At 75.1% G+C, this 22,557-nt stretch carries 17 protein-coding genes; 9 read left to right on the forward strand and 8 right to left on the reverse strand.

All coding sequences use genetic code 11. The annotated features are described in order from the left end of the window. Positions 1-596 precede the first annotated feature (596 nt). Together ACFYXC_RS17260 and ACFYXC_RS17265 are read left to right on the forward strand one after the other, a co-directional pair. A complete protein-coding gene (locus ACFYXC_RS17260) occupies positions 597-1,796 on the forward strand; it encodes a PP2C family protein-serine/threonine phosphatase (RefSeq protein ID WP_389552214.1) in 1,200 nt (399 codons plus the stop codon). Positions 1,797-1,881: 85 nt separating this feature from the next. Beyond that, positions 1,882-3,072 (forward strand): hypothetical protein, encoded by a 1,191-nt coding sequence (locus ACFYXC_RS17265; protein WP_389552217.1) that lies wholly within the window; start codon positions 1,882-1,884, stop codon positions 3,070-3,072. Positions 3,073-3,082: 10 nt separating this feature from the next. Here the strand turns inward: ACFYXC_RS17265 and ACFYXC_RS17270 are convergent, their stop codons facing one another. Both ACFYXC_RS17270 and ACFYXC_RS17275 read right to left on the reverse strand, forming a co-directional pair. Further along, positions 3,083-4,333, reverse strand: coding sequence for an amidohydrolase (locus ACFYXC_RS17270; RefSeq protein ID WP_389552220.1), 1,251 nt, complete (start codon positions 4,331-4,333; stop codon positions 3,083-3,085). 189 nt (positions 4,334-4,522) lie between these two features. After that, the gene (locus tag ACFYXC_RS17275; protein ID WP_389552223.1) at positions 4,523-5,866 is read right to left on the reverse strand and encodes a helix-turn-helix domain-containing protein; all 1,344 of its coding nucleotides are present in this window, start codon (positions 5,864-5,866) and stop codon (positions 4,523-4,525) included. Between the two features lie 560 nt (positions 5,867-6,426). Between ACFYXC_RS17275 and ACFYXC_RS17280 the strand changes: the two genes are divergently transcribed. Both ACFYXC_RS17280 and ACFYXC_RS17285 read left to right on the forward strand, forming a co-directional pair. Continuing rightward, the gene (locus ACFYXC_RS17280) at positions 6,427-7,440 is read left to right on the forward strand and encodes a permease (RefSeq protein ID WP_389552226.1); all 1,014 of its coding nucleotides are present in this window, start codon (positions 6,427-6,429) and stop codon (positions 7,438-7,440) included. After that, a complete protein-coding gene (locus ACFYXC_RS17285; protein ID WP_389552229.1) occupies positions 7,428-8,216 on the forward strand; it encodes a TIGR03943 family putative permease subunit in 789 nt (262 codons plus the stop codon). The genes ACFYXC_RS17280 and ACFYXC_RS17285 overlap by 13 nt, the downstream gene beginning before the upstream one ends. A gap of 10 nt (positions 8,217-8,226) precedes the next feature. On the opposite strand, the gene ACFYXC_RS17290 is transcribed toward ACFYXC_RS17285, so the two are convergent. The 3 genes from ACFYXC_RS17290 to ACFYXC_RS17300 all read right to left on the reverse strand — a co-directional run bounded on the left by ACFYXC_RS17290 (position 8,227) and on the right by ACFYXC_RS17300 (position 13,091). Continuing rightward, the gene (locus tag ACFYXC_RS17290) at positions 8,227-10,146 is read right to left on the reverse strand and encodes a SpoIIE family protein phosphatase (protein ID WP_389552232.1); all 1,920 of its coding nucleotides are present in this window, start codon (positions 10,144-10,146) and stop codon (positions 8,227-8,229) included. Positions 10,147-10,281: 135 nt separating this feature from the next. Next, positions 10,282-12,006 carry a transglycosylase domain-containing protein gene (locus ACFYXC_RS17295; RefSeq protein WP_389552234.1) on the reverse strand — a complete coding sequence of 575 codons (1,725 nt, stop codon included), beginning with the start codon at positions 12,004-12,006 and terminating at the stop codon, positions 10,282-10,284. Then, positions 12,003-13,091: a sigma factor-like helix-turn-helix DNA-binding protein gene (locus ACFYXC_RS17300; RefSeq protein ID WP_389552237.1), complete on the reverse strand. Its 1,089-nt coding sequence runs from the start codon at positions 13,089-13,091 to the stop codon at positions 12,003-12,005. The genes ACFYXC_RS17295 and ACFYXC_RS17300 overlap by 4 nt, the downstream gene beginning before the upstream one ends. A 166-nt stretch (positions 13,092-13,257) precedes the next feature. Here ACFYXC_RS17300 and ACFYXC_RS17305 point away from each other — a divergent pair, with 166 nt between their 5' ends. Both ACFYXC_RS17305 and ACFYXC_RS17310 read left to right on the forward strand, forming a co-directional pair. Beyond that, positions 13,258-13,767, forward strand: a complete 510-nt coding sequence (locus tag ACFYXC_RS17305) for a SigE family RNA polymerase sigma factor (RefSeq protein WP_388917687.1) — start codon at positions 13,258-13,260, stop codon at positions 13,765-13,767. Then, entirely contained in the window at positions 13,757-14,623 is an 867-nt protein-coding gene (locus ACFYXC_RS17310; protein WP_389552241.1) for a L,D-transpeptidase, read from the forward strand. Before ACFYXC_RS17305 ends, ACFYXC_RS17310 begins: the two co-directional genes overlap by 11 nt. Positions 14,624-14,659: 36 nt before the next feature. Here ACFYXC_RS17310 and ACFYXC_RS17315 read toward each other — a convergent pair whose 3' ends face one another. Both ACFYXC_RS17315 and ACFYXC_RS17320 read right to left on the reverse strand, forming a co-directional pair. After that, entirely contained in the window at positions 14,660-15,085 is a 426-nt protein-coding gene (locus ACFYXC_RS17315; RefSeq protein WP_389552244.1) for a luciferase family protein, read from the reverse strand. Between the two features lie 117 nt (positions 15,086-15,202). After that, on the reverse strand, positions 15,203-16,090 hold the full coding sequence (locus ACFYXC_RS17320) for an alpha/beta fold hydrolase (RefSeq protein WP_389552247.1): 888 nt from the start codon (positions 16,088-16,090) through the stop codon (positions 15,203-15,205). 116 nt (positions 16,091-16,206) lie between these two features. Between ACFYXC_RS17320 and ACFYXC_RS17325 the strand changes: the two genes are divergently transcribed. Next, the gene (locus tag ACFYXC_RS17325; protein WP_389552250.1) at positions 16,207-18,510 is read left to right on the forward strand and encodes a BTAD domain-containing putative transcriptional regulator; all 2,304 of its coding nucleotides are present in this window, start codon (positions 16,207-16,209) and stop codon (positions 18,508-18,510) included. On the opposite strand, the gene ACFYXC_RS17330 is transcribed toward ACFYXC_RS17325, so the two are convergent. Further along, positions 18,495-19,484, reverse strand: coding sequence for a hypothetical protein (locus tag ACFYXC_RS17330; RefSeq protein ID WP_389552253.1), 990 nt, complete (start codon positions 19,482-19,484; stop codon positions 18,495-18,497). The two genes, ACFYXC_RS17325 and ACFYXC_RS17330, sit on opposite strands and share 16 nt — an antisense overlap. Positions 19,485-19,627: 143 nt before the next feature. On the opposite strand from ACFYXC_RS17330, the gene ACFYXC_RS17335 reads away from it, so the two are divergent. After that, positions 19,628-21,466: a glycoside hydrolase family 15 protein gene (locus tag ACFYXC_RS17335; RefSeq protein WP_389552256.1), complete on the forward strand. Its 1,839-nt coding sequence runs from the start codon at positions 19,628-19,630 to the stop codon at positions 21,464-21,466. 50 nt (positions 21,467-21,516) lie between these two features. After that, positions 21,517-22,533 (forward strand): FkbM family methyltransferase, encoded by a 1,017-nt coding sequence (locus ACFYXC_RS17340; RefSeq protein ID WP_388917708.1) that lies wholly within the window; start codon positions 21,517-21,519, stop codon positions 22,531-22,533. Positions 22,534-22,557 lie beyond the last annotated feature (24 nt).

Below are 22,557 nucleotides of genomic sequence, written 5' to 3' on the forward strand. Positions count from 1 at the left end.
CGCGCCCCTGGGGTGGGGGGTGTCTGGGCTCGTGGTTGTGGTGCGGGCCGCCCGTGGCTGGTCGCGCAGTTCCCCGCGCCCCTGGGGTGGGGGGTGTCTGGGCTCGTGGTTGTGGTGCGGGCCGCCCGTGGCTGGTCGCGCAGTTCCCCGCGCCCCTGAAAGCCGGGCTTCGCCCTGGCTTTCGTCGCGATCGCCCACCGCCGCCCCCAAGGGGCGCGAGGAACTGCGCGCCAAGCCACGCCCAACCGGCACAGGCCACTCGGCTGTGCCCCCACTGCCCCAGGGGCGCGGGGAACTGCGCGCTCAGCCACGACCGGCCCGCACGGGCTACTCGGTTGTGCCCCCTCTGCCCCAGGGGCGCGGGGAACTGCGCGCTCAGCCACGGTCGGCCTGCACGGGCTACTCGGTTGTGCCCCCACTGGCCTAGGGGGCGCGGGGAACTGCGCGCCAAGCCACGGTCGGCCTGCAGGGGAGGCTCGGTTGTGCCCCCGCTGGCCTAGGGGCGCGCCAAGCCGCAGCCGGGCCGCACGGATGGGGGGCGGCAGAGAGCAGGCGTCCCGCGTGCGGTGCGTGGGTGGGCGTGCTTGGCTGGGCGGATGACGGGCGCGGAGCACGGCACCCCCGCCCAGCGGCAGCAACTGCTCCGCGTACGCGGGCGGACCGTCGCCTGGGCACCCCCGCTCCTCCTCCTCGTCGCGATCGCCGTGACCGACAGCAACACCTCGGGCGAGTTCAGGATCATCTCCTGGATCGTCCTGGTCCCCGGCATCGCGGCGGCGATCTGCGGAGTGAAGGGCACCGCCGCCTTCGCCGTGCTCGCCCTCGTCACCTACATCGAGGTGGACACCGCCTGGCCGCACCAGGACCAGACCGGCCTGCCCGACTTCATCCTCGTCGCCGTGGGCGGGGCACTCGCGACCACGGCCTGCGCGGTGCGGGTCCGCGAGGAGCGGCGGATGCTGCACATGCGGGACGTGGCCGACACGACCCGCCGTACCGTCCTGCGCCCGATGCCCACCCCCTGGGCCGGACTGGAGCACGCGGCCGTCTACCTGGCCGCCGACAGCGAGGCCCGCGTCGGCGGCGACTTCTACGACATCCAGCCGAGTCCGCACGGCGCCCGCGTCCTCCTCGGAGACGTCCAGGGCAAGGGCCTCCCCGCGGTCGACGCGGCCGCCGCCCTGCTCGGCACCTTCCGCGAGTCCGCGTACCACGACGCGTCCCTCGCCGTCGTCGCCGAACGGCTGGAGGTACGGATGCGCCGCCACCGCCAGTACGTGGCGGACCTCGGCGGAGAGCCGGAACGCGGCGTGGAGCGCTTCGCGACCGCGGTCCTCGTCGCGTTCCCACCGCCCGGCGCCCCGGACGACCACATCGAGGTCGTCAACTTCGGGCACGAACCCCCGCTCGTGGCCGGACCGTCCGGGGTACGCCCCCTGCCGCCGGGCGACGGCCTGCCCCTCGGCCTGGGCGGACTCGCCGGGCCGCGCTCGGGTGTCCCGCCGGTCCGCCGGGTGCCCCTCGCCCCCGACGAGACGCTGCTCCTCGTCACGGACGGCGTGACGGAGGCCCGCGACGCCGACGGCGTCTTCTTCCCCCTCCGCGCGCGCGTCTCCCTCGCCGTCTCCACCGACCCGGCCGTCGCGCGCCCCCGCCCTCTGGTGGAACTGGTCAGGGAAGGCACCCTCCGCCACGGCGCGGGCCTCGTCGACGACACGACGATCTTCGCGGTGCGGCGGGCGGGGCAGCCGGGGCAGGTGCGCCGGGCCCGGCAGGGGCAAAACGGCACCACCTGACCCGTACCGCCCTCGCACCCCACCGCTTTGCATCCGCACCCGTTACCGTGACGCCGTGGTGATCCAAGGGGAGGAGACTACGGGGATGCCCGGAACCGTCTTGCTGATCGCAGCGTCGCCGACAGGCAAGGGCTGTCTCGTGGACGCCGCCTCCGTCCTCCCCGTGCTCGCCGCGGTGGCGCCCGCCGTGCTGTCCGGCACGGACACCGCGAACGTGGTCGAACTCGCCGACCCGCTGGAACCGCAGGCGGTCCTGACCCGGCTGCGGGGCGCCGCGACGGCCCCGGGCCCGCTCACGGTCTTCCTCACCGGACAGCTCCAACTGGACCGCCGCCAGCGGCTTCCGCACCTCGCGCTGGCCCGTACGACCTCCGCGACCGTCCGGTACACCGGCTTCCCGTGGCACTGGATCCGGGAGGAGCTCCGGCTGCGCGCCCCGGGCAGCACGACGGTCCTCGTCGACCTGCACACCGACGCGGAGAGCTGGCAGCACCTGACCGGCAGGCCCCTCACCGTGGGGCCGGGCGCCGCGCTGTACGGCCGCGTCGCCCCGCCTCCCCCGCGCCGGTCGGTGGCGGCGCCCACGTACATGAAGTCCGTGGCCACCATCCTGCGCAGCGGTCACCGCCCGCCGCTCGCGTACCTCCACCAGCAGGCGCTGACACGGTCGTACGGAGAGGAACCGGACGCCGCCAGCCGCGATCTCGTCCTGGCGGTCGAGCCCGGACACCGGGTTCCGGCCCCGGCCGCCGTACCCATGCCGGTGACGCCCCCCGGGACACCGCCCGTACCCCTGTCCGTGACACCGCTCCCATCCGCGCCCGTACCAGCCGATCCGCCAGCCGATCCGTCCGCCGATCCGCATGCCGAGATCACCGCCGCGGTGCAGAGCGGCCGGCACGGCGAGGCCGCCGCGCTGGCCGAGCGGTGGGAGCGGGCGGCGCTGCGGACGCACGGTCCGGGGGCCGACGAGGTCGTGCACTGGATGGAGGTACGGGCGGACCTCGCCATGTTCGCGGGCGACCCCGAGCTGAGCTGCCGGACCTGGCTGGCGGTGGCCGAGGCACGGCTGGCCGCGGGGCAGTCCCCGGACGCGACCGGGGTCGAGGCGGCCGTCGACCGGGCGCACCACCAGTGGGGCCGTATCGGCGACTCGACGCGGGCCCGCGAGCTGGGGACCGCGCTGGCCGCGCTGCGGCTGCGCGTGCCCGGGCGCCGGCAGGGCGCGCTGGACGACGTCCACCGGCACCTCAGCCGGCTGCAGACGCAGGTGTGAGCGAGCGCCGTCACGGGGTGAACATCTCCAGGGCGGCCGACACCAGTGTCCGCACGCCGGGGCCGACCGTCGCCAGGTCGGGCGCGAAGTGCGGGCTGTGGTTGCTGGGCACGGCGGCGAGCTGCTCCATGAGGTCGTCGCCGGCCGTGGCGGCCGCCGCGTCCCACACCTCGGCGGGCGTGCTCGTCACGAACCAGTACGCGTAGGGGAGTCCGTCCCCGGCGAGGAACGGGAAGTCCTCGCTGCCCATGACGGCTCCGAAGTCGAGGACGGTGCCCGCGCCGAACACCTCGCCGTGCACGGCCGCCACCCGGCGGTCGGTGTCCGCGTCGTTCACGGTCATCGGGAAACTCCCGCCGACCGTCACGGTGGGTTCGCGCGGACAGCCCGCCGCCGCGCACTCCCCGGCGGCGATGCGCCGGATCGCGGCGAGCATCCGCTCCCGCACCTCGGCGGACTGCGTACGGAGGTTGAGGGCGATGTGCGCCTCGGACGGGATGATGTTGTGCCGCGTGCCCGCCTCGATCCGCCCCACGGTCAGTACCGCCTGCTCGCGGGCCGCGACCTCGCGCGAGACGACGCTCTGCAGGCGCGTCACGATGTACGCGGCCGTCACCACCGGGTCGACGGTCGCCTCGGGCCGCGAGCCGTGCCCGCCCACCCCGTGCACGACGATGTCGACGTCCGTGGAGGCCGACATGATCAGGCCGGGCGTGTGCGCGTACAGCCCGGCCGGGCCGGGGGCCGCGTGCTGGGCGAGCAGGACGTCGGGGCGCGGGAAGCGCTCGTACAGGCCGTCCTCCATCATCGCGGCGGCGCCCCTGCCGGTCTCCTCGGCGGGCTGCCCGACGACGAGGAGCGTCCCGGACCAGGTGTCCCGCCCGGCGGCGAGGGCGCCCGCGGCGCCGGCCAGCCAGGTGACGTGCAGGTCGTGGCCGCAGGCGTGCATGACGCCGGGGGCCTCGGAGGCGTACGGCAGTCCGGTCTCCTCGGTGACCGGCAGCGCGTCCATGTCGCCGCGCAGCAGGACCGTCGGCCCGTCGCCGTTGCGCAGCACGCCGACCACGCCGGTGCCGCCGACGCCCTCGGCCGTCTCGTACCCGGCCGTCCGCAGCTGCCCGGCGAGCACTCCGGCCGTGCGGTGTTCGCGCCCCGACAGCTCCGGGTGGCGGTGCAGGTCCCGGTAGAGGTCCTCCAGGGCGGACAGGGGGAGACCGGCGGTGAGGTCCAGCGCGGTGCGGGCGGTGGCGGCAGGGGTCACGAGGGCAGCCTATGCGGCGCCGTTTCGTTCCGTGCGGTGACCTTTCTGCGGGCCGGTGGGGGCCGAGCGCGCAGTTCCCCGCGCCCCTCAAAAGCGGGGCTGCGCCCCAGCTTTTGGCCCTTTGGGGGCGCGGGGAACTGCCCGCCCGGCCCCCGCGGCGCCGCCCCCGCCGGAAGCCGGGGCAGCCGGTCAGAGGGGCGGATGCGCCGGCGCCGGGCCCAGGGTCGTCGTACCGGGCGCGGTCCGATGCCCGAGCCCCGTCCGGTACGCGTCCAGCGCCGCGTCGATCCGCCCCGTACGGCGGAGCAGGTCGCCGAGCAGCCGGCACAGGTCGGCCAGATCACCGGCCGCGCCCGCCCGTTCGAGCAGGCTGAGCGCGCGGACGTAGTGCTCCTCGGCCGTCTCGGTGTCCCGGCCGTCCTCCGCGATGATGCCGAGCAGCCGGTGCGCGCCCGCGGAATGGACCGCCCCGCGCTCCGAGCTGAGGTCGCCCAGTACGCCGTGCAGCAGCGCCGCCGCCTCGTCCGACTTGCCGCGCCGGTGCAGCACGTCCGCCAGTTCCACCGCGACCTGGCTGGTGTAGAGCGCGGCGCGCTGCGCGGAGTGCATGGCCTGCGCCTCGCGCAACTCGCTCTCGGCGCGCTCCAGGTCACCGTTCTGTGCGTACAAGTAGCCGCGCATCCAGTGGCAGTTGGCCAGCTCGGTGCGGATCTGGAGCTGCCGGTACAGCTCGGCCGCCTTGCCCAGGGACGCGTCGGCCTCGGCCATCCGCCCTTCGGCGATCATCGTGCGGGCGACGGACCGGTGCATACGGGCCAGCAGCGCCGGGTCGCCGACCTGCGGGGCCAGCGCGAGCGCGAACTCCGCGGCCTGTGCCGCCCGCGCGTGCGCCCCCATGTCCATGTAGGGCGCGATCACCGCCGCGTAGAGCAGCAGCAGGGCGTCCGGGTCGTGCAGTCCGCCCCGGTTCAGCTCGTCGATGGCGGATTCCAGCAGGTAGCAGGCGTAGCGGAGTTCGCCCGCGAGGTAGTGCGAGACGGCCCGGCCGCGCAGGGCCGGGACCCGGACGGGCAGCGGTTCGTCCGCGAGCCGCTGCTCCGACTGCTCGAAGCGCTGCCTGGCCGTCGCGAGGTCTCCGGTGTCCAGGGCGCACTCGCCGAGCCCGAGCAGCGCCGCCGCGCACTCCGCGTCCAGGCCGTGGGCCTCCGCCTCCGCGAGCAGGGCGGTGTACTGCTCGGCGGCGATCTCCGCCTCGCCGGTCGCCAGCGTCCGCTGGGCGTCGGTGAGCCTGAGCCGCAGATCGGTGGCGAGGTGGGCGGGCCGCCCGGTGGCCAGCTCCTCGTACGCGACCCCGAGCCGCTCGGCGATGTGCCGCAGCGCCTCCTCGGAGGGCCGTACGCGTCCTGCCTCCAGGGTGGAGACGTACGCGGGGGTGTAGGCGGGTTCCGCCAGTTGTCTCTGTGTCAGCCCGCGTTCCGTACGCAGCAGCTGCACTCTGCGCCCGATGATTCCCGGGTCGTCGCGCTCGGCCATGGCGTAAGCATGCCAGTAAGTCGACTTACAGCTGTCCGCTCCGCAACTTCCGTTGAAAACAGGAAGGTTGGCCCTGCCCGGGCAGGCCGTCGATCGGCTCAATGCGGCCCTTGCCCCGGGGGCGAACACGCCCTAGGTTAAGCGGCGCATTAAGCGCACGATGGTGCAGATTTAATACGCTGGCCTACGTTGACGATGCGAGGTTGTCGCCGTGTTCCGACGCATTGCCGCGCGTTACCTTCCCGCTCGTTACATCGCGGCGCTCGGCGCTGCCGTCGTTGCGTTCACCGCGCTTGTCAGTGCGGCCAACGCGGTGCCTCATTAGGCCCTGCGCTCGCCCTGGCCCTGGGGCCGCCTGGGATCGTTGTCGGCTGCCGGCCCGGTGAGGGCTGGGCGCGCAGTTCCCCGCGCCCCTTACGGGGCCCGCAGTTCTCCGGCGCCTGTGACGGGGCCCGCGTGCGATTTTCCGCGCCTGTGACGGGGTGCGCAGTTCCTCGCGGCCCCGATAAGGCGGGGCGCATGGGTGGCGCACAGGGGCGGTCGTTAGCCTGCTGCGTCGTATGGAGAGATTGCGGCGGAGTGCGGGTGACGGGGCGCGGACGGCGTTCCGTGCGCTCGTGTACGCCGTGGTCGGCGGGGGCGCGCTGATCACTGTCGCCACGGTCGGGTCCGTGCTCGGGCCGATGCTGGCGCTGGACCTCGCCACACCCGCGGCGGCCGCCTGGTGGACCGTGTTCACGGCCGTCGTCGTCCAGGGCATCCCCTTCCTGCTGCTCGGCACGGTCGTGTCGGCGGCGATCGGGGCGTTCGTGCCCGAGCGGGTCTTCCGGCGCGTCCTGCCGAGGAACCCGGCGCTCGCCGTGCCCGTCGCCGGGGCGGCCGGTGCCGTGCTGCCGGGGTGCGAGTGCGCGTCCGTACCGGTGGCGGACAGCCTGATGCGGCGCGGGGTCGCCCCGGCGGCCGCGCTCGCCTTCCTGCTGTCCGCGCCCGCCATCAACCCGGTCGTCCTCGTCGCCACCTCCCTCGCCTTCCCGGGGCAGCCGGCCATGGTCGGCGCCCGGCTCGTCGCCTCGCTCGCCACCGCCGTGGTGATGGGCTGGCTGTGGGTGCGGTTCGGCAAGGAGGAGTGGCTGCCGTCCGTACGGCGCGGGAGCGGCGGTGCGGTCCCCGCGGGCGGGTGGCGCGGCTTCCGGGACGGACTGCAGCACGACTTCCTGCACGCCGGTGGCTTCCTCGTGCTGGGGGCGGCCGCCGCGGCGACGTTCAACATCCTGGTGCCGCGGTCCCTGCTCGACGTGTTCACCGGCTCGCCCTGGCTGTCGGTGCTGCTGCTCGCCGTCCTCGCCGTGGTGCTGTGCGTGTGCTCCGAGGCGGACGCCTTCGTGGCGGCCTCACTGACCGGGTTCTCGCCCACCGCCCGGCTGGCGTTCATGGTCGTCGGGCCCATGGTCGACCTGAAGCTCATCGCCCTCCAGGCGGGCACCTTCGGGCGGGCGTTCGCCGTACGGTTCTCGTCCGTGACCTGGGTGGTCGCCGTGCTGAGCAGCGTGCTGGTGGGCGGGTGGCTGCTGTGATCCCCCGCCCCGGCTCCCGCGTCCGCCTGCGCCCGCAGGGCGTGCTGCTGCTCCTGTGCGGGGCGGCGCTGCTCAGGATCGCTCTCTTCAGCGAGCTGTACCTGCGGTACGTGAAAGAGGGCCTGCGCCCCTACCTGGTCATCTCCGGCACGGTCCTGATCGCCCTCGCCCTGCTGGGCCTCCTCACCCGGACCGACGACCATGACCATGACCATGACCACGACCACGACGAGGACGACGGTGATGACGGGCAGGACGGGCGGTCCAGGGCCCACGACCACACCCGCAACCCCCGCGTCGCCTGGCTCCTCACCGCTCCCGCCCTGGCCCTCCTCCTGTTCCCGCCGCCCGCGCTCGGCTCGTACAGCGCGGAACGCGAGGAGGCCCGGGTCGCGGCACAGGGCGCGGGCACCTTCCCGGAGCTCCCGGCCGGGGACCCCGTCGACCTGACCCTCGGCGCGTTCGCCTCCCGCGCGGAGTGGGACACGGGCGCGTCCCTGAAGGGCCGCACGGTCCGCCTGACCGGCTTCGTGACCCGCGACGACGACGGCACGTGGTCCGTCGCCCGCCTGCTGGTCACCTGCTGCGCCGCCGACGCGCAGGCGCTGAAGGTCGAGATCCGCGGCGCGACGGCCCCCGCGGCCGACACGTGGGTGACGGTCACCGGCACCTGGCACCCCGTGGGCACCCCGGGCTCGGACACGGCCCGCCCCGTCCTGGACGCCGTATCGGTCCGGAGGACGCCGACGCCCTCGGACCCGTACGAGAAGCGATAGGGTCCGGGACTCAGCGGGCCGCCGGACCCGGGTCGTGCAGCCACCCCGCCGGGAGCCAGGGCATGCGATCCGTGTGGGGGTCGGGGGGTTTCGTGCGGGCCAGGAGGATGGCCACGTCGTCTTCCGAGGTGTGCGGGTCCAGGTGGGCCGTGACCGTGTCCAGGAGGGCGGGGAGGGGGGCCGTCGGGGTGAGGGGGAGGGCGGCCAGGGTGCGGAGGCCGGAGTCGATGTCGCGGTCGCGGCGTTCGATCAGGCCGTCGGTGCACAGGAGGAGCACCGAGCCCGGCGGGACGGGGAGCGTGGTGGACGAGAAGGAGCCGAGGCCGACGCCGAGCGGCGGGGCCACCGGCAGGCTGAGCAGGGTCCGGGTGCCGTCGGGGGTGACGAGCAGCGGGGGGACGTGGCCCGCGTTGGAGAAGGTGGCGCACTCCTGCCGCGGGTCCAGGAGGACCAGGAGGCAGGTCGCCACACGGTCCAGCTCCAGGGCGAGGACCGTGCGTTCGGCCTGGAGCAGGATGAAGTCCGGGGTGCTGCTCTGCACGGCCAGGGTGCGCAGGACCGAGCGGTACTCGCTCATCGCCGCCGCCGCGCGGGTGCCGTGGCCCATGACGTCGCCCACCACGAGCAGGGTGCGGCCGTGCGGCAGCGCGAGCGTGTCGAACCAGTCGCCGCCCACCTCCGCTCCCGCGCCGGCCGGCAGATAGCGGCCCAGGGTCTCCACGCCGGGACCCGTCACCGTGGGCGCGGTCAGGAAGGCGCGCTGCATCTCCAGGGCCGTCTCGTGCTCGCGGGTGAAGCGGACCGCGTGGGCGATGCCCGTCGCGGCCCGGTCGGTGAGGTCGCCGAGGAGTTCCGCGTCCGCGTCGGTCAGCCGGGGGGAGTCGCCGGACCGGAACACCATCACCGCGCCCACCAGCTCCTCGCGGACCGCCAGGGGCAGGTAGATCCCCGAGTGCGTGCCCATCCGCAGGAACTGCTCCTTGCGTTCGGGCGACGGGGTGAACTGCCGCACGGCCTCGTCGTCCGGGTGGCTGAGCACGAGCGGGCGCCGGTCGGCCAGGACGTGCGCCATGGGGGACCCGGCCCGGTGCACGACGAACTCACCGAGCCGGCCGAGCGGCGAGGACACCTCCGCGAGGTCCGGTGTGGTGGCGAGCGCGATCCGGCGCAGGCGCAGCGGATACCGCTCGGAGGGCACCCGGGGTGTGCCCTCCGGGTCCACCACGTCCACCGCCGCGTAGTCCGCGAAGCGCGGCACCAGCAGGTCGGCCAGCGCCTGGCACGCCTGGCGCAGGTCGAGTGTCGCGCCGGTGCTGCGGTTCGCCTCGTCGAGCAGCGCCATCCGGTTGCCCGCCCGGACGAGGTCCTCGCGGCCGCGCAGCGCCTCGGTGACCTCCAGGACGACCCCGGCCACCCCGAGAACCTCGCCGGACGGCCCGGTCAGCCGGTGGTAGGCGCCCAGCCACCACCGGTTGTCCCCGCCCGGGTCGGCCGGGGTCTGCCCGCCGACGGTGGTGACCTGTGGGACCCCCGTGCGCAGCACCTGTTCGAGCAGCTGCTCCGACGCCTCCAGGTCGGGCAGCACGTCCCGCAGCCTGCGGCCCAGGTGCTCGGCCGCCGGGACGCCGTTGAGCCGGGCGAGCGCGTCGTTGAGGTAGAGGTAGCGCAGCTCGCGGTCGAGCACGGCGACACCGGCGGGGCAGCTGTCGAGCAGCCGCCGGGTGAGCGTCAGCTCCTCCAGCAGCCGCTGCGCGGACTCCGCCACGGTCCCGGCGCCCGCGACGCCCCCGACGCCCTGAACGCCTCCGCCGCCCCCGGCGTCCCGCACGCTCCCCGCGTCCGCGGCGCGGTGCACGGCGTCCGCGAGCGCCGCCAACTCCGCCTGGGTCAGCAGGATGCGCGGGGCGGGCTGGACCTGGTCACCGGGCACCCGTCCACGGCACCACGGCCGGGACCCGCCCACCAACGGGCGGGTCCGTCCGGGTGACCGCCGGCACCGCGGCTGTGGTGTCGGCCGCGGCGCCACGGCTGCGGTGTGGCGCCCCGGACCTACGGCTGTGTGCCGCTACGGCTGTGGCGCGGGCGTCGGCTCCGCCGTCACCGGGGGCGCGCCGCCGGGGGAGCCGGCCAGCCGCCACACGTCGTTCGCCTGCCGCGCGGCGTACGTGTCGGGCTGCTGCGTACCGGTGAGGCCCGCGACCCGGGCCGGTCTGCCGCCGCGCTCGGCGAACAGGGCGACGGTGAGGGCGAGCCGCGGCGAGTACACGCTCTGCCAGACCGTCCGCGTCCCCGGCCCGCTGCCCGCGCCGGCCGAGTGGCTGACGGGCAGGACCGGCACGGCGGCCGCGGCCCGCGCGAAGAGGCGGTCGGTGGCGTAGGGACCGCCCAGCTGCGCGGTGACGAAGGCCGCTTCCTTCTCGTGCATCGCCGTCTGCGTCCGGGGCCGTGCGGTGTGGACGGTACGGCCCGCCCTGGTGATCTTCGCGACGGTGTACGGGGCCGCGTACGTGCCGTCGGCGGCCAGGGTGGCGTAGGCCGCGTTCAGGCGCAGGGGCGTCGGCGCCGTCTCCTTGGTGAGGCTCTCCAGCGGGCCGCCGGTCCGCAGGCTCTTGACGAACGGGTCGAGGACCGTGCCCGCCTCGACCGCCCCGGCCACGGCGTCGTTGAACGGCTGGTGGGCGTAGTCCGCCCCGCCGTACAGCACCCGGACCGCCCCGTCCCCGGGGACGGTCGCGACGACGGCGGTGTGCAGCCGTGCGCCCGCGCCGCCCTTGCCGCCCTTGCCGCCGGCCGGTGTCCGCTCGCGCACCAGCTCCGCCGTCTCGTCCTGGAGGCGCAGGTCGAAGGTGGTGTGCACCGTGTAGCCGCCGCGGGCCAACTGGTCCTCGGTGATGCCGAGCCGGTCGGCGGCCTCGGCGGACGCCGCGTCGATCAGGTACTGGCGCCGGCCGTCCGTGCTCCCCGGCGGATAGAAGCGGAAGGCCGGGAAGCGTGCGCCGGTCCGCTCGCCGGCACTGATCGCGCCCGAGTCCGCCATCGCGTCGAGCACCCACACCCAGCGCCGCTCCAGGGTTCCCGTCACCTTCGCGTCCGCGCCCGCCCGCTCGTAGTAGGAGGGCAGGTTGACGATCGCCGCGAGGGCCGCGCCCTGGGAGACGGTCAGGTCCTTCGCGCCGACCCCGAAGTAGTTCCGCGCCGCCGACTCGATGCCGGCGGCGCCGCGGCCGAAGTACACGGTGTTGAGGTAGCCCTCCAGGATGTCGTCCTTGGACCGCGTGCGGTCCAGCTTCACGGCGATCAGCGCCTCGTGCGCCTTGCGCTTCAGCGACTGCTCGGGGGTCAGCAGGGCGTTCTTCACGTACTGCTGGGTGATCGTGGAGCCGCCCTGGCGGTCGCCGCCCGTGACGGTGGCGAGCGCGGCCCGCAGGATCGCGGACGGGGCGACCCCGGAGTCCGTACGGAACGAGCGGTTCTCGGCGGCGATCACCGCGTCCTGGACATGGCGCGGGACCTGGCGCAGGGGGACGTCCTGGCGGTCGACCGGTCCGCGCCGGCCCAGGTACTCGCCGCCGGTGTCCACGAAGACCGTGCTCTGGCTGACGGTCTCCGGGTGCGGGTCGGGGACGGGGGTCATCCGGTACGCGACGACGAGCGCGGCGCACGCGGAGAGGAACAGGGCCAGCAGGACGGCCAGGGTGCGGCGCAGCCGGCGGGCCCTGGTGCGACGCAGCCGCAGGCGGGTCCGCCGCAGCCGGGTGCCGAGGCCGTGGAGCAGGTCGGGGGCGTTCATGAGGGGGTGTCCGTCCGTGTGAGGAGCTTGCCGGCGGAGTCGTACGCCCGCACGGTGAGGCTCTTCGACCAGGTGTCGCCGCCGGTGAGCTGGGTGTCCGCGTACCAGGCCGACCAGCCGGGGGAGCCCGCCAGGGTGAGGACGCGGGCGGTGAACGTGCCGTCGGGCGTGCCGAGTTCGACTCGGGCCGCCGCGCGGGAGCCCCGGTGGACACCGGAGAGGAACACCCGTCCGCCGGACGTGGGGTCGGCGTGGACGGTCAGACCGGGCTCCCCGTCCCCGCCGGCGGCACGGAACCGGTTCGGGCGCCCCGGCGCCGAGTGGTGCGTGCCGTCCCCGGTGAGCCAGAACTCCACACCGGGCGCGGCGGCGACGCGCTCACCGGAGGTCACCACCCGGACCGCCGTCCTGGTCACGGAGGACGGGCTCGTCCCGGAACCGGAGTCCGAGCCCCGTACGGCTCCCGCGACCAGCGGCACGAGGAGCAGCGCCCCGGCCGACGTGAGCACGGCGGTGCGGCGCCGGCGCTGTCTACGGCGCGTACGGCCGGCCGCCTCGACGGCGGAAGCGGGTAAGGGTCCCGGCACGGCCGGACTCCCGTCGTACGGGCCCTCGCGGTACGCGGGATGGGCGCGCAGCGCCTTCTCGGCCTGGCGCCAGAGCGCTTTGACCGCACCCGGCGAGGTGTCGAGCACCGCCGCGGTCTCCCGGCGGGTCAGACCGTCCCAGTGCCGCAGGACGGCCACGGCCCGCCGGCGGGGCGGCAGACCGGCCAGCACCTCGGTGAGCGGGTCGAGCGGATCGGAGGCGTACGGCTGCCGCGCGTGCCCGGCGTGGGAGCCGGAACCGGCGCCGGGGCCGAGGCGGTCGAGCAGGCGCGGCCACCGCCGCAGGAAGCCCCGCACCAGTGCCCGCCGGACGTAGAACTCCGCGTCGTCGCCCGGCACCCGGCGCCGCGCGCAGACCTCCGCCAGCGCCGCTCTCGCGCGTCTGTCCGCGTCTGCGGCGTTCCCCGTGAGCAGTCGGGCCGTACGCGTGAGCCGGGGCCAGTACTCCCCGGCGCGGGCGGTGAAGTCGTCGTCCATGGTCAGTCGAGCGCGACGGTGCGCGCCACTCCCTCCGGCTCAGCCCTGCACGGTGCTTGTGCTTCGATGTACGCGACCTACGTGGCGTACGGGACCTGTACGCACGACAGAGGCAGCCGGGTTGCACGGGACGTCCGGGAACAGCGGCAGGGGGTGCGGCGGGGGTATGACCGAGGACGAGTTCGACGGGTTCTACGCGGCCGCGTTCCCCCGCCTGACCGGGCAGCTCTACGCCTTCACCGGGGACCACGGCGAGGCCCAGGACGTCGTCCAGGAGGCGTTCGTGCGGGCCTGGGACCGGCGCCGCGAGTTTCTCGCCGACGGGGCGCCCGAAGCCTGGATACGTACGGTCGCGATGCGGCTCGCGGTCAGCCGCTGGCGGCGGGCCCGGCGCTGGCTGGAACTGGTGCGCCGCAATCCGCCGCCGGAGCACACCCCGGGGCCGGGACCGGAACGGGCCGCTCTGGTGGCCGCGTTGCGGGAACTGCCGGAGGCGCAGCGCATGGCTGTCGTTCTGCACCATCTGTGCGACTTGAGTGTCGAACAGGTAGCCTCCGAAACCGGTGCGCCGGTGGGGACGGTCAAGGCCCGGCTGTCCCGCGGCCGGGCGGCACTGGCACGGCGGCTCGGCGAGGCCGGCGAACCGGTGGAGAGGGAGGACGACCGTGTCCGATGAGCTCACGCCCGGCCGACGGTACGAGGAATCCGGCGCGGACACCGGAACGGGTACCGGCGCCGGCCCGGGCTCCGACCGGTCGGAACTGGCCACCGCGCTGCGCGGGCTGGCGCAGGACCACGAGACTCCCGTGACCGTTCCGGGGGCGGAGATCCGCCGCCGCGCGGTACGCCGCCGCCGGCGCCGCACGGCATCGCTGGCCGCGGCGGGCACCGCCTGCGCGGGGGCGCTGGCCCTGGTCCTGGCCGTGGTGCTCAGCGGCGGCGAGGAGTCCCGGTCGGTGCCGCCCGCCGCCAGTTACAGCGCGCCGGCCCCGCCCGTCACCGCCGAGCCCTCCCCGGTGCCGGTCGCGGCCACGGTGGACCTCGGCAGGCGGGAGGTGACCGCCGGGGGGCGCACCCTGCCCATCTCGTCCGGGACGGTCAAGTCGCCGACGCCGACGGGACTGATGACGGTCGTCGCCAAGTACGAGACGACGATGCTGCCGGGCGAGGTCGCCGACTGGAGCGACTACGAGATCAAGGCGACCTGGGTGCTGCGCCTGCGCGGCGCCGACGACCGTACGGCCTATCTCCTCGCCCTCAACTGGGACGAGACGGCGCCCGGTAACCACGACGTCACCGGGGGAGCGATCGGGCTGCGGAGCGGGGACGCGAGGTGGCTGTACGAAGCGCTCCCGCCGGGAGCGGTGGTGGAGGTGGTCGGGTCGGCCCCGACGCCGACCCCGGTCGCGACCCGGACAGGGGCGGGCGCGCAGGACACGGCGTCGCCGACGACCCCGACGACCCCTGCGACGCAGACGGCACCGGCTTCTCCGACCGAGGGCGCGAACAACGGCGCGATTCCGGCGAGGTAGGGCTCCCGGCGGGCGAGGACGGCGGGCCGGACGCCCTCAGTGGACGTACGGCATGAGGCGGTCCACCACGCGGCGGGCCGCACCCGGGCGCGGCCCGGGGACCACCGGCGCCCGCTCCCAGTCGCAGGGCGGCGACGGGCGGCGGGCCGGAACCCCGCTGTGCTCCTTCAGCGCGACGCTCACCAGGCCCAGCAGGAGCTGGACGTCGGCGTCGCAGTCGAGGAGCACGGTGACCCAGGAGGCGCCGGGGCGGACCCTGATCGCGCTGGCGTGCAGGAGTTGCGGGAGCAGTCGTTCGACCGCGGTGGGTGTGAGGTAGAGGTCGGCGGAGTCGTCGGAGTGGAAGTGCACGATCTCGTGTCCCGCCGAAGCGAAGGCATGCCCAACGGCGCACCGGGGCGGGCCACTTACCAGGTTCGGCCAGGTCTCCAGAAGAGCCATGGCGCGAGGGGCCGCGGTCATCACCCCATCCTCGCGCACGCTTCACCTGCAGGACCACCCCCAGCAACCTCCGACTACTCCTCCCGCACGGTCCGTTACCCGATCACCCCTCCACGGGCCCCGTGCCCCGGCAGGCCGTCACCGGCGCAGCAGCTCCCGTACCGCCGCGGTGATCTCCTCGGGGGCCTCCTCCGCCATGAAGTGCCCGCACGAGACGGTGTCGTGCCGCAGGTCGTCCGCCCACGCGGACCACAGCGCGGCGGCGTCGAAGCCGAGGGCGGCGCCCCAGTCCTGCTGCAGGACGGTCACCGGCATCCGCAGGCGGTTGCCGGCCTCGCGGTCGGCCCGGTCGTGCGTGACGTCGACGCCCGCGGAGGCGCGGTAGTCGGCGACGATCGACGGGACGGCCGCGCGGGACGCGGCGAGGTAGGCGGCGCGGACGTCCGGCGGCACGGCGGCCGGGTCGCGCGTCCAGACGTCCAGGAAGTGGCCGAAGAACGCGTCGGGGCTCGCCCCGATCAGCTGCTCCGGCAGACCCGGCGGCTGGGCCATGAGATAGAGGTGGAAGCCGACCGCGGCCGACGTCCCGCGCATCACCTCCCACATGTCGAGCGTCGGCAGGACGTCCAGCGAGGCGAGGTGGGTGACCGTGTCCGGGTGGTCCAGGCCGGCCCGGATCGCGACGAGGGCGCCGCGGTCGTGGCCGACCAGCGCGAACCGGTCGTGCCCGAGCGCCTTGGCGACGGCGACGACGTCCGCGGCCATCGTGCGCTTCGCGTACGCCGTGCCGTCGGGGTCGGCGGGCTTGTCGCTCGCTCCGTAGCCGCGGAGGTCCGGGCAGATGACGGTGTGCCCGGTCGCGAGCTCCGGCGCCACGTGACGCCACATGAGGTGCGTCTGCGGGAAGCCGTGGAGGAGGACCACGGGGGTGCCGGTGCCGCCGACGGCGACGTTCAGTGTGACGCCGTCACCGGCGGGGACGCGGTGCTGGGTGAACCCCGCGATGGCGGGCGTGGTCGCGGTCATGAGGGACCTTTCGGTGAGCTGCCGTTTGCTGCTCCAAGGCTGCGGGGCCCGAATCAGCGGGCGATCAGCGGACGGGTCCGCTGTACTGGGCGCAGGTAGCGTGAGCTGGTGGTTCCGTGCTTCTGGGAGAGGTCGGTGTGGAACGGGACGAGCGGGTCGTGTTCGGGGTGCTCGGGCCGACGGTCGCCGTGGGCGGGGACGGGCGGGAGCTCGCTCTGAAGGGGCCGCGGCACCGGGCCGTGCTGGCGCGGCTGATCGTGGCGCGGCGCCGGGTCGTGCCCGTCGCCCGGCTGGTCGAGGACCTGTGGACGGACCCGCCGCCCGGTGCCGTGGGCGCCGTCCAGACCTTCGTGGCCGCGCTGCGGCGCGCCCTGGAGCCGGACCGGCCGCCCAGGGCGCCGGCCGGGCTGCTGGTCACCGACGGCCCCGGATACGCGCTGCGCGCCGCGCCGGACACGGTGGACGCCTGGCGCTTCGAGACGGCGGTCGCCGCCGCGGCCGGCCTGCCCGCACCGCGGGCGCTCGCGACGCTGGAGGAGGCGCTGAGCTGGTGGCGGGGCCCCGCCTACGCGGAGTTCGCCGGGGAGGACTGGTCGCGGGCCGAACGGGCCCGGCTGGCCGAGCTGCGGCTGCAGGCCGTGGAGCGGCGGGCGGAGGTCCTGCTCGCCCTCGACCGCCCGGCCGACGCGGTGCCGGACCTGGACGCCCACCTCACGGACCACCCCTGGCGGGAGAACGCCTGGCGCCTCCTGGCGCTGTCCCTCTACCGCCACCACCGCCAGGGCGACGCTCTCGCCGTACTGCGCCGGGCCCGCACGGTCCTGGTCACCCAACTGGGAGTGGACCCGGGCCCGTCCCTACGCAGCCTGGAACAAGCCATCCTGACCCACTCCCCCACCCTGACCCGGCCCCCCGACCAGCCCCCACACCCCGCACCTGCCGAGGCCCCGTCACCCCCACCCACCCAGGGGCGCGGGACCGTGACATCTGCGGCTCCGCCGCGTGAGCGCGCTCAACCCCCACCACCCCCACCACCCCCACCACCCGCACCCGCCGAAGCCCCTGCACCCCCACTCACCCAGGGGCGCGGGGAACGGCGCGCTCAGCCCCCACAACCCGCACCCGACCTGTGGACCCAGGCAGCCGAGGCATACAACCGCACAGTCGCCGGAGGCGCCCGCACCCGCCTGGACTCCACCGTCGCCCTCATCCGCAACCTCGCCGTCACCGGCGGCGCGGGTCTGGAGGAGGCCCGCCGCCACCGCCCGGCGGCCATCGCCGCGGCGGAGGAGTTCGCGGACCCGGAACTCACCGCCCGGGTCATCGGCGCGTACGACGTCCCGGCGATCTGGACCCGCTCCGACGACCCGGCGACGGCCGCCCTGATCGTCGCCGCCGCGGAGCGAACCCTCACCGCCCTGCCGGCCGGGCCCCGCCCGGAACCGGGACCCGGCCGTGCAGCCGAAACCGGAACCGGCCGGGCAGCCGGGACCGAAACCGGCCGCGCAGCCGGAACCGTGGCCGGGGCCGGAACCGGAGTCCCGTCCCCCCTCCACCCCACCCCGCAGGACACCGCCCGCTGCCGCCTCCTGACGACCGTCGCCCTGGAGACCCGCGGCTCCGCCGCACCCCGTGGCCCGGAAGCCGCCCGCGAGGCCGAGGCACTCGCCCGCCGCCTCGACGACCCCGCCCTGCTGGCCTTCGCCCTGAACGGGACGTTCATGCAGTCCTTCACCCGTGCGGGCCTCGCCCCCCGGCGGGACGAGATCGGCGCGGAACTCGTCGAACTGGCCGCCCGTCACGGCCTGGTGACCTACGAGGTCCTCGGCCACCTCATCCGTCTCCAGGCCCGCGCGGCACTCGGCGACCTCCCCGCGGCGGACCTCCACGCGGCCGTCGCGGACCGCCTCGCCGAGCGCCACGAACTGCCCCTCGTGGGCGTCTTCACCGAGTGGTACGGAGCCCTGCGGCTCAGCGCGACCGGGCACCCGGCCCGCGCGGAGACCGCCTACCGGGCCGCCGCGACCCGCCTGGAGGGCGCCGGCATGCCCGGCCTGCAACACGGCCTCCTCCCGCTGGCGCTCCTCTGCCTGCGCCTGACCCACGGCCTCCCACCGGTCCCGGACCCGGCCCTCCGAACGGACTGGGGCCCCTACCGCCCCTGGGCCCGGCCCTTCACCCTCCTCGCCGCGGGCCGCCGGACCGAGGCCCGTACCGCTCTGCGTGCCCTCCCGGAACCCCCGCGCGACCACCTGTACGAGGCATGCTGCGCACTGGAGGCCGAAGCCGCCCGCCGCCTCGACGACCGCGCCGTACGGGAACGCGCCCGCGAACGCCTGCGCCCCGCCGCCGCCGAACACGCGGGCGCGGGCAGCGGGCTGCTCACCCTGGGCCCGGTCGAGCGCTACCTCACCTCCTGAGACTCCTCCGGCTCCGCCGACTCCTCAGTGCCGGCCGGCTTCCCACTGCCCATGGCGCTCTCCGGGTCCTCGGGGTCCTCCGGGTCCTCGGAAGCCGCCGAGGGCTCGGCGTCCCCGGAGTCCCGGACCGCCGGCGTCCGGCCCGACAGGACCTCCTGGAGGCGCCGCGTGCCGACCTCCGCCGCCCGCGCCGTGTCGTCGCCGTCGATGCCGTCGAGACCGCCGTGGGTGAGGGAGAGGGCACTGTCGCCGACCCGTACGGCGGCGAAGTCCAGGGTGAGGACGGCGGGCCAGTCACCCCCGTCACCATCCTCGTCACCACTCCCGTCACCGCCCCCCTCACCGCTCACGGTCACCCGCAGGCCCTCGCGCGTCTCGCCCAGCGCGGGGAGCGGCGCGGCGGCGGTCCTGACCGTGAACTGCCCGCCCCTGACATCCGTGGCCGTGAACTCCCCGCAGACCTCCGGCACCGTCTTCAGCCACCTGAACGAGTCGTCCAGCGCCGCCCGGTCGTACGCCCCGATCCGGTACCGCAGCTGCGTCCCGTCGTCGGCGTCGTCCAAACCCGTCACCGCGCGGGCCCCGGCGGGCTCACCGAGCAGGTTCTCGGCGTACAGGCCGTCGAGCAGCCGCTGGCAGTCGGGGGCGTCCGCCTTCCCCTTGAGGAGGGCGTCCCGCCAGGTCGCCGCGCCGGCGGTCGGCGCCCAGCCCTCGCCCAGGTCCGCGGGGGCGACGAGTGCCGACTTCGCCTGCGCCTCGGTGAGCGTGGGCGCGACGGTGACCGAAGGGGACGGCGACGGGGCCCGCGCGGCCACGGCGGAGGCGGAGGCCGCCGCGTCGTCCGCGGCACCGGCGCCGGCCCCGCCCGAGCACCCGGCCGTCGCGAGCAGCGCGGCCGCCGCCAGGACCGGGACGAGGGCCGGGGCGAGGACAGGGGCGGTACGCGGTGCACGGCGGGACGGACGGTTCAGCACGGATGCCTCCTACGGCTCCCGACGACAGGGATCTCCTCCCACGGCACCACCGCCCGGCACCGGCCACCAGCGCACCGGGCCGACCGGGTGAGCCGGGGCGGACCCGGGATGCCCCCGTCCGCTCCCGCGGCCAGACTGGCCCCATGCCGGGAAGGATCGAGGACTACGCCCTCGTCGGAGACCTGCTGACCGCCGCCCTCGTCGGCCGCGACGGCAGTCTCGACTGGCTGTGCCTGCCACGCTTCGACTCACCCGCCTGCTTCGCCGCGCTGCTGGGCGACGAGGACAACGGCCGCTGGCGGATCGCCCCGGTGGCGGCGTACGACGGCCCCGGCGCCCTGACGTCCACCCGCCGCTACCGCGGGGACTCCCTCGTCCTGGAGACCGACTGGGAGACGGACACCGGCCGGGCCACCGTTGTCGACTTCATGCCGCGCCGCGAGGGCAGCCCCGGCGTGGTGAGCGTCGTACGCGTCGTCGAGGGCGTGTCCGGCACGGTCGACCTGCGGATGGACCTGCGGCTGCGCTTCGAGTACGGGAGCGTGGTGCCCTGGACGCACCGCCAGCACGGGCGGCTGACGGGGATCGCGGGACCCGAGGCGGTGTGGCTGTCCACCCCCGTCCCGCTGGCCGCGCACGGGCACTCCCACACCGCCGACTTCACCGTCACCGCGGGCGACCGTGTCCCGTCCGTCCTGACCTGGGGCCCCTCCCACCTGCCCGCCCCCGACCCCGTGGACCCCTTCGAGGCGCTGCGCCGCACCGAGGAGTACTGGGCCCGGTGGCTGGAGTCCTTCTCGTACGACGGCACCTACCGCGAAGCGGTCGTACGGTCCCTGATCACCCTCAAGGCCCTCACCTACGAGCCGACCGGCGGGATCGTCGCCGCGCCCACGACCTCGTTGCCCGAACAGCCCGGCGGGGTACGGAACTGGGACTACCGCTACTGCTGGCTGCGGGACGCCGGCATGACCCTGGAGGCGCTGCTGCGCAGCGGTTTCACGGCCGAGGCGGACGCCTGGCGGGGCTGGCTGGAGCGGGCGGTGGCGGGACGGCCGCAGGACATCCAGATCATGTACGGCATCGGCGGCGAGCGCCGGCTCACGGAGTGGACGGCCGACTGGCTTGCGGGGTACGAGGGTTCGCGTCCGGTACGGATCGGCAACGGCGCCGCGGTGCAGCGGCAGCTCGACGTGCCGGGTGAGCTGCTGGACACCCTCGCCCTGGCGCTGGGCGCGGGTCTGCGGCCCCAGCGGCATCTCGTCGCGCTCCAGCGTGCCGTGCTCGATCACCTGGAGAAGGTGTGGTCGCGGCCCGACCAGGGGCTGTGGGAGATGCGCGGCGAACCCCGCCACCACGTCCACTCCAAGGTCATGTGCTGGGTCGCCTTCGACCGCGCGGTGCGGCTGGCCGAGGAGCACGGGCGTCCCGGGCCCGTCGCCCACTGGCGCGGCATCCGGGACCGTATCCACCGGGAGGTCTGTGAGCGGGGCTTCGATCCGGCCCGCGGTACGTTCACGCAGTCCTACGGCTCGCGCGCCCTCGACGCCGCGCTGCTGCTGATCCCGCGGACCGGTTTCCTGCCGCCCGACGACCCGCGGGTGACCGGCACGGTCGCCGCCGTCGAGCGTGAGCTGGCGGACGGGGACGGTCTGGTCCGCCGCTACTCGTCGGCGGACACGGGGAGCGGTGCGGTGGCGGGGCCCGACGGTCTCGCCGGAGGCGAGGGAGCCTTCCTGGCCTGCTCCTTCTGGCTCGCGGACGCCCTGCGGCTGACCGGCCGTGCGGACGAGGCCCGGAGCCTGTTCGAGCGGCTGCTGCTCCTGCGCAACGACGTCGGTCTGCTGGCCGAGGAGTACGACCCGCTCGCGCGGCGCCAACTCGGCAACTTCCCGCAGGCGTTCACCCACGTGCCTCTCATCAGGGTGGCCTACGAACTCGACCGCCACGCGCCCGCCCCCGTACGAAAACTTGTCCCCTGAAGTGCGTGAAGTGAAGGTGAATCCGAGGCGTCTTCTGCGAGGCTGACGGGATGCAGACCCTTTACAGAAGACTGCTCGGCATCCTTCCCCGGATAGGCGTGCAGGTGGTCGACATCGGTCCAGGTACGGCCCTGGTGTTCCGGCGTGGCGAACGGACCGTCGTACCCGTGGGGCCCGGGGCCGATCTGGTCGGCCGGGGCAAGGGGCGGTACGTGGTCACGGACGCCGGCAAGGACATCTGGGTGGTGGCGCGCGGATCGTCGAAGCGCGGCGTGCGGACCGTTCCGCTCGGTGACACCGGTGCGCGGCTGCTCCTCGACGAGGCCGTGCCGGCCGAGGCGGAACGGGAGTTCCAGCTCGCCGCCTCCCACTATCTGTGCGCCCAGCACGTGGCCGCCCTGCTGGAACTCAACCGCGTGAACGTCGTGTTCGACGTGGGGGCCAACACCGGCCAGTACGGGAAGGGGCTGCGGCGCTTCGGCTACACCGGACGCATCGTCTCCTTCGAGCCGGTCGCCGCCACGTTCGCGAAGCTGCGCACGTCCGCGGAGAGCGACCCCGACTGGCATGTCTACAACTTCGCGCTCGGGCGCGAGGAGGCCGTCCGGTCCATCCACGTGGACTGGAAGTCCATGAACTCCCTGCTGCCACCGAGCGAGTACGGCAAGGAGCGGTACCGGCGGTTCGCCAAGGGACGTACCGAGGAGATCGAGATCCGGCGGCTCGACGACGTGATGCAGAAGGCGCTGGAGGGGGTCGAGGACCCCCGCCCGTATCTGAAGATGGACACCCAGGGCTTCGACATGGAGGTCTTCGCGGGAGCGGGCGACCGGATCGCGGAGTTCGTGGGGATGCAGTCGGAGGTCGCGGCGCTCCAGCTGTACGAGGGGAGCCCCGGGATGGCGGAGGCCGTCGCCGCGTACGAGGCCGCGGGGTTCGGGGTGACGGGGATGTACCCCGTGACCCGGGAGCCCGCCACCGGCCGTGTGGTCGAGTTCGACTGCGTGATGATGCGCCCGGAGCCGGCCACCCCGCCTGCGACCTCCGGTTCTTCGCGCCCTGGGTGACGGGGGAGGTCCGTCGCCGTGAGG

This window comes from Streptomyces sp. NPDC002701, from assembly GCF_042889045.1.
In the GTDB taxonomy this organism is placed as follows: Bacteria; Actinomycetota; Actinomycetes; order Streptomycetales; family Streptomycetaceae; genus Streptomyces.

Excerpts from the sequence above, each read along its gene's own strand:
- ACFYXC_RS17260 (WP_389552214.1), top strand. The coding sequence starts at position 597 with ATGACGGGCGCGGAGCACGGCACCCCCGCCCAGCGGCAGCAACTGCTC.
- ACFYXC_RS17265 (WP_389552217.1), top strand. The coding sequence starts at position 1,882 with ATGCCCGGAACCGTCTTGCTGATCGCAGCGTCGCCGACAGGCAAGGGC.
- ACFYXC_RS17275 (WP_389552223.1), bottom strand. The coding sequence starts at position 5,866 with ATGGCCGAGCGCGACGACCCGGGAATCATCGGGCGCAGAGTGCAGCTG.
- ACFYXC_RS17280 (WP_389552226.1), top strand. The coding sequence starts at position 6,427 with ATGGAGAGATTGCGGCGGAGTGCGGGTGACGGGGCGCGGACGGCGTTC.
- ACFYXC_RS17295 (WP_389552234.1), bottom strand. The coding sequence starts at position 12,006 with ATGAACGCCCCCGACCTGCTCCACGGCCTCGGCACCCGGCTGCGGCGG.
- ACFYXC_RS17300 (WP_389552237.1), bottom strand. The coding sequence starts at position 13,091 with ATGGACGACGACTTCACCGCCCGCGCCGGGGAGTACTGGCCCCGGCTC.
- ACFYXC_RS17305 (WP_388917687.1), top strand. The coding sequence starts at position 13,258 with ATGACCGAGGACGAGTTCGACGGGTTCTACGCGGCCGCGTTCCCCCGC.
- ACFYXC_RS17315 (WP_389552244.1), bottom strand. The coding sequence starts at position 15,085 with ATGACCGCGGCCCCTCGCGCCATGGCTCTTCTGGAGACCTGGCCGAAC.
- ACFYXC_RS17320 (WP_389552247.1), bottom strand. The coding sequence starts at position 16,090 with ATGACCGCGACCACGCCCGCCATCGCGGGGTTCACCCAGCACCGCGTC.
- ACFYXC_RS17335 (WP_389552256.1), top strand. The coding sequence starts at position 19,628 with ATGCCGGGAAGGATCGAGGACTACGCCCTCGTCGGAGACCTGCTGACC.
- ACFYXC_RS17340 (WP_388917708.1), top strand. The coding sequence starts at position 21,517 with ATGCAGACCCTTTACAGAAGACTGCTCGGCATCCTTCCCCGGATAGGC.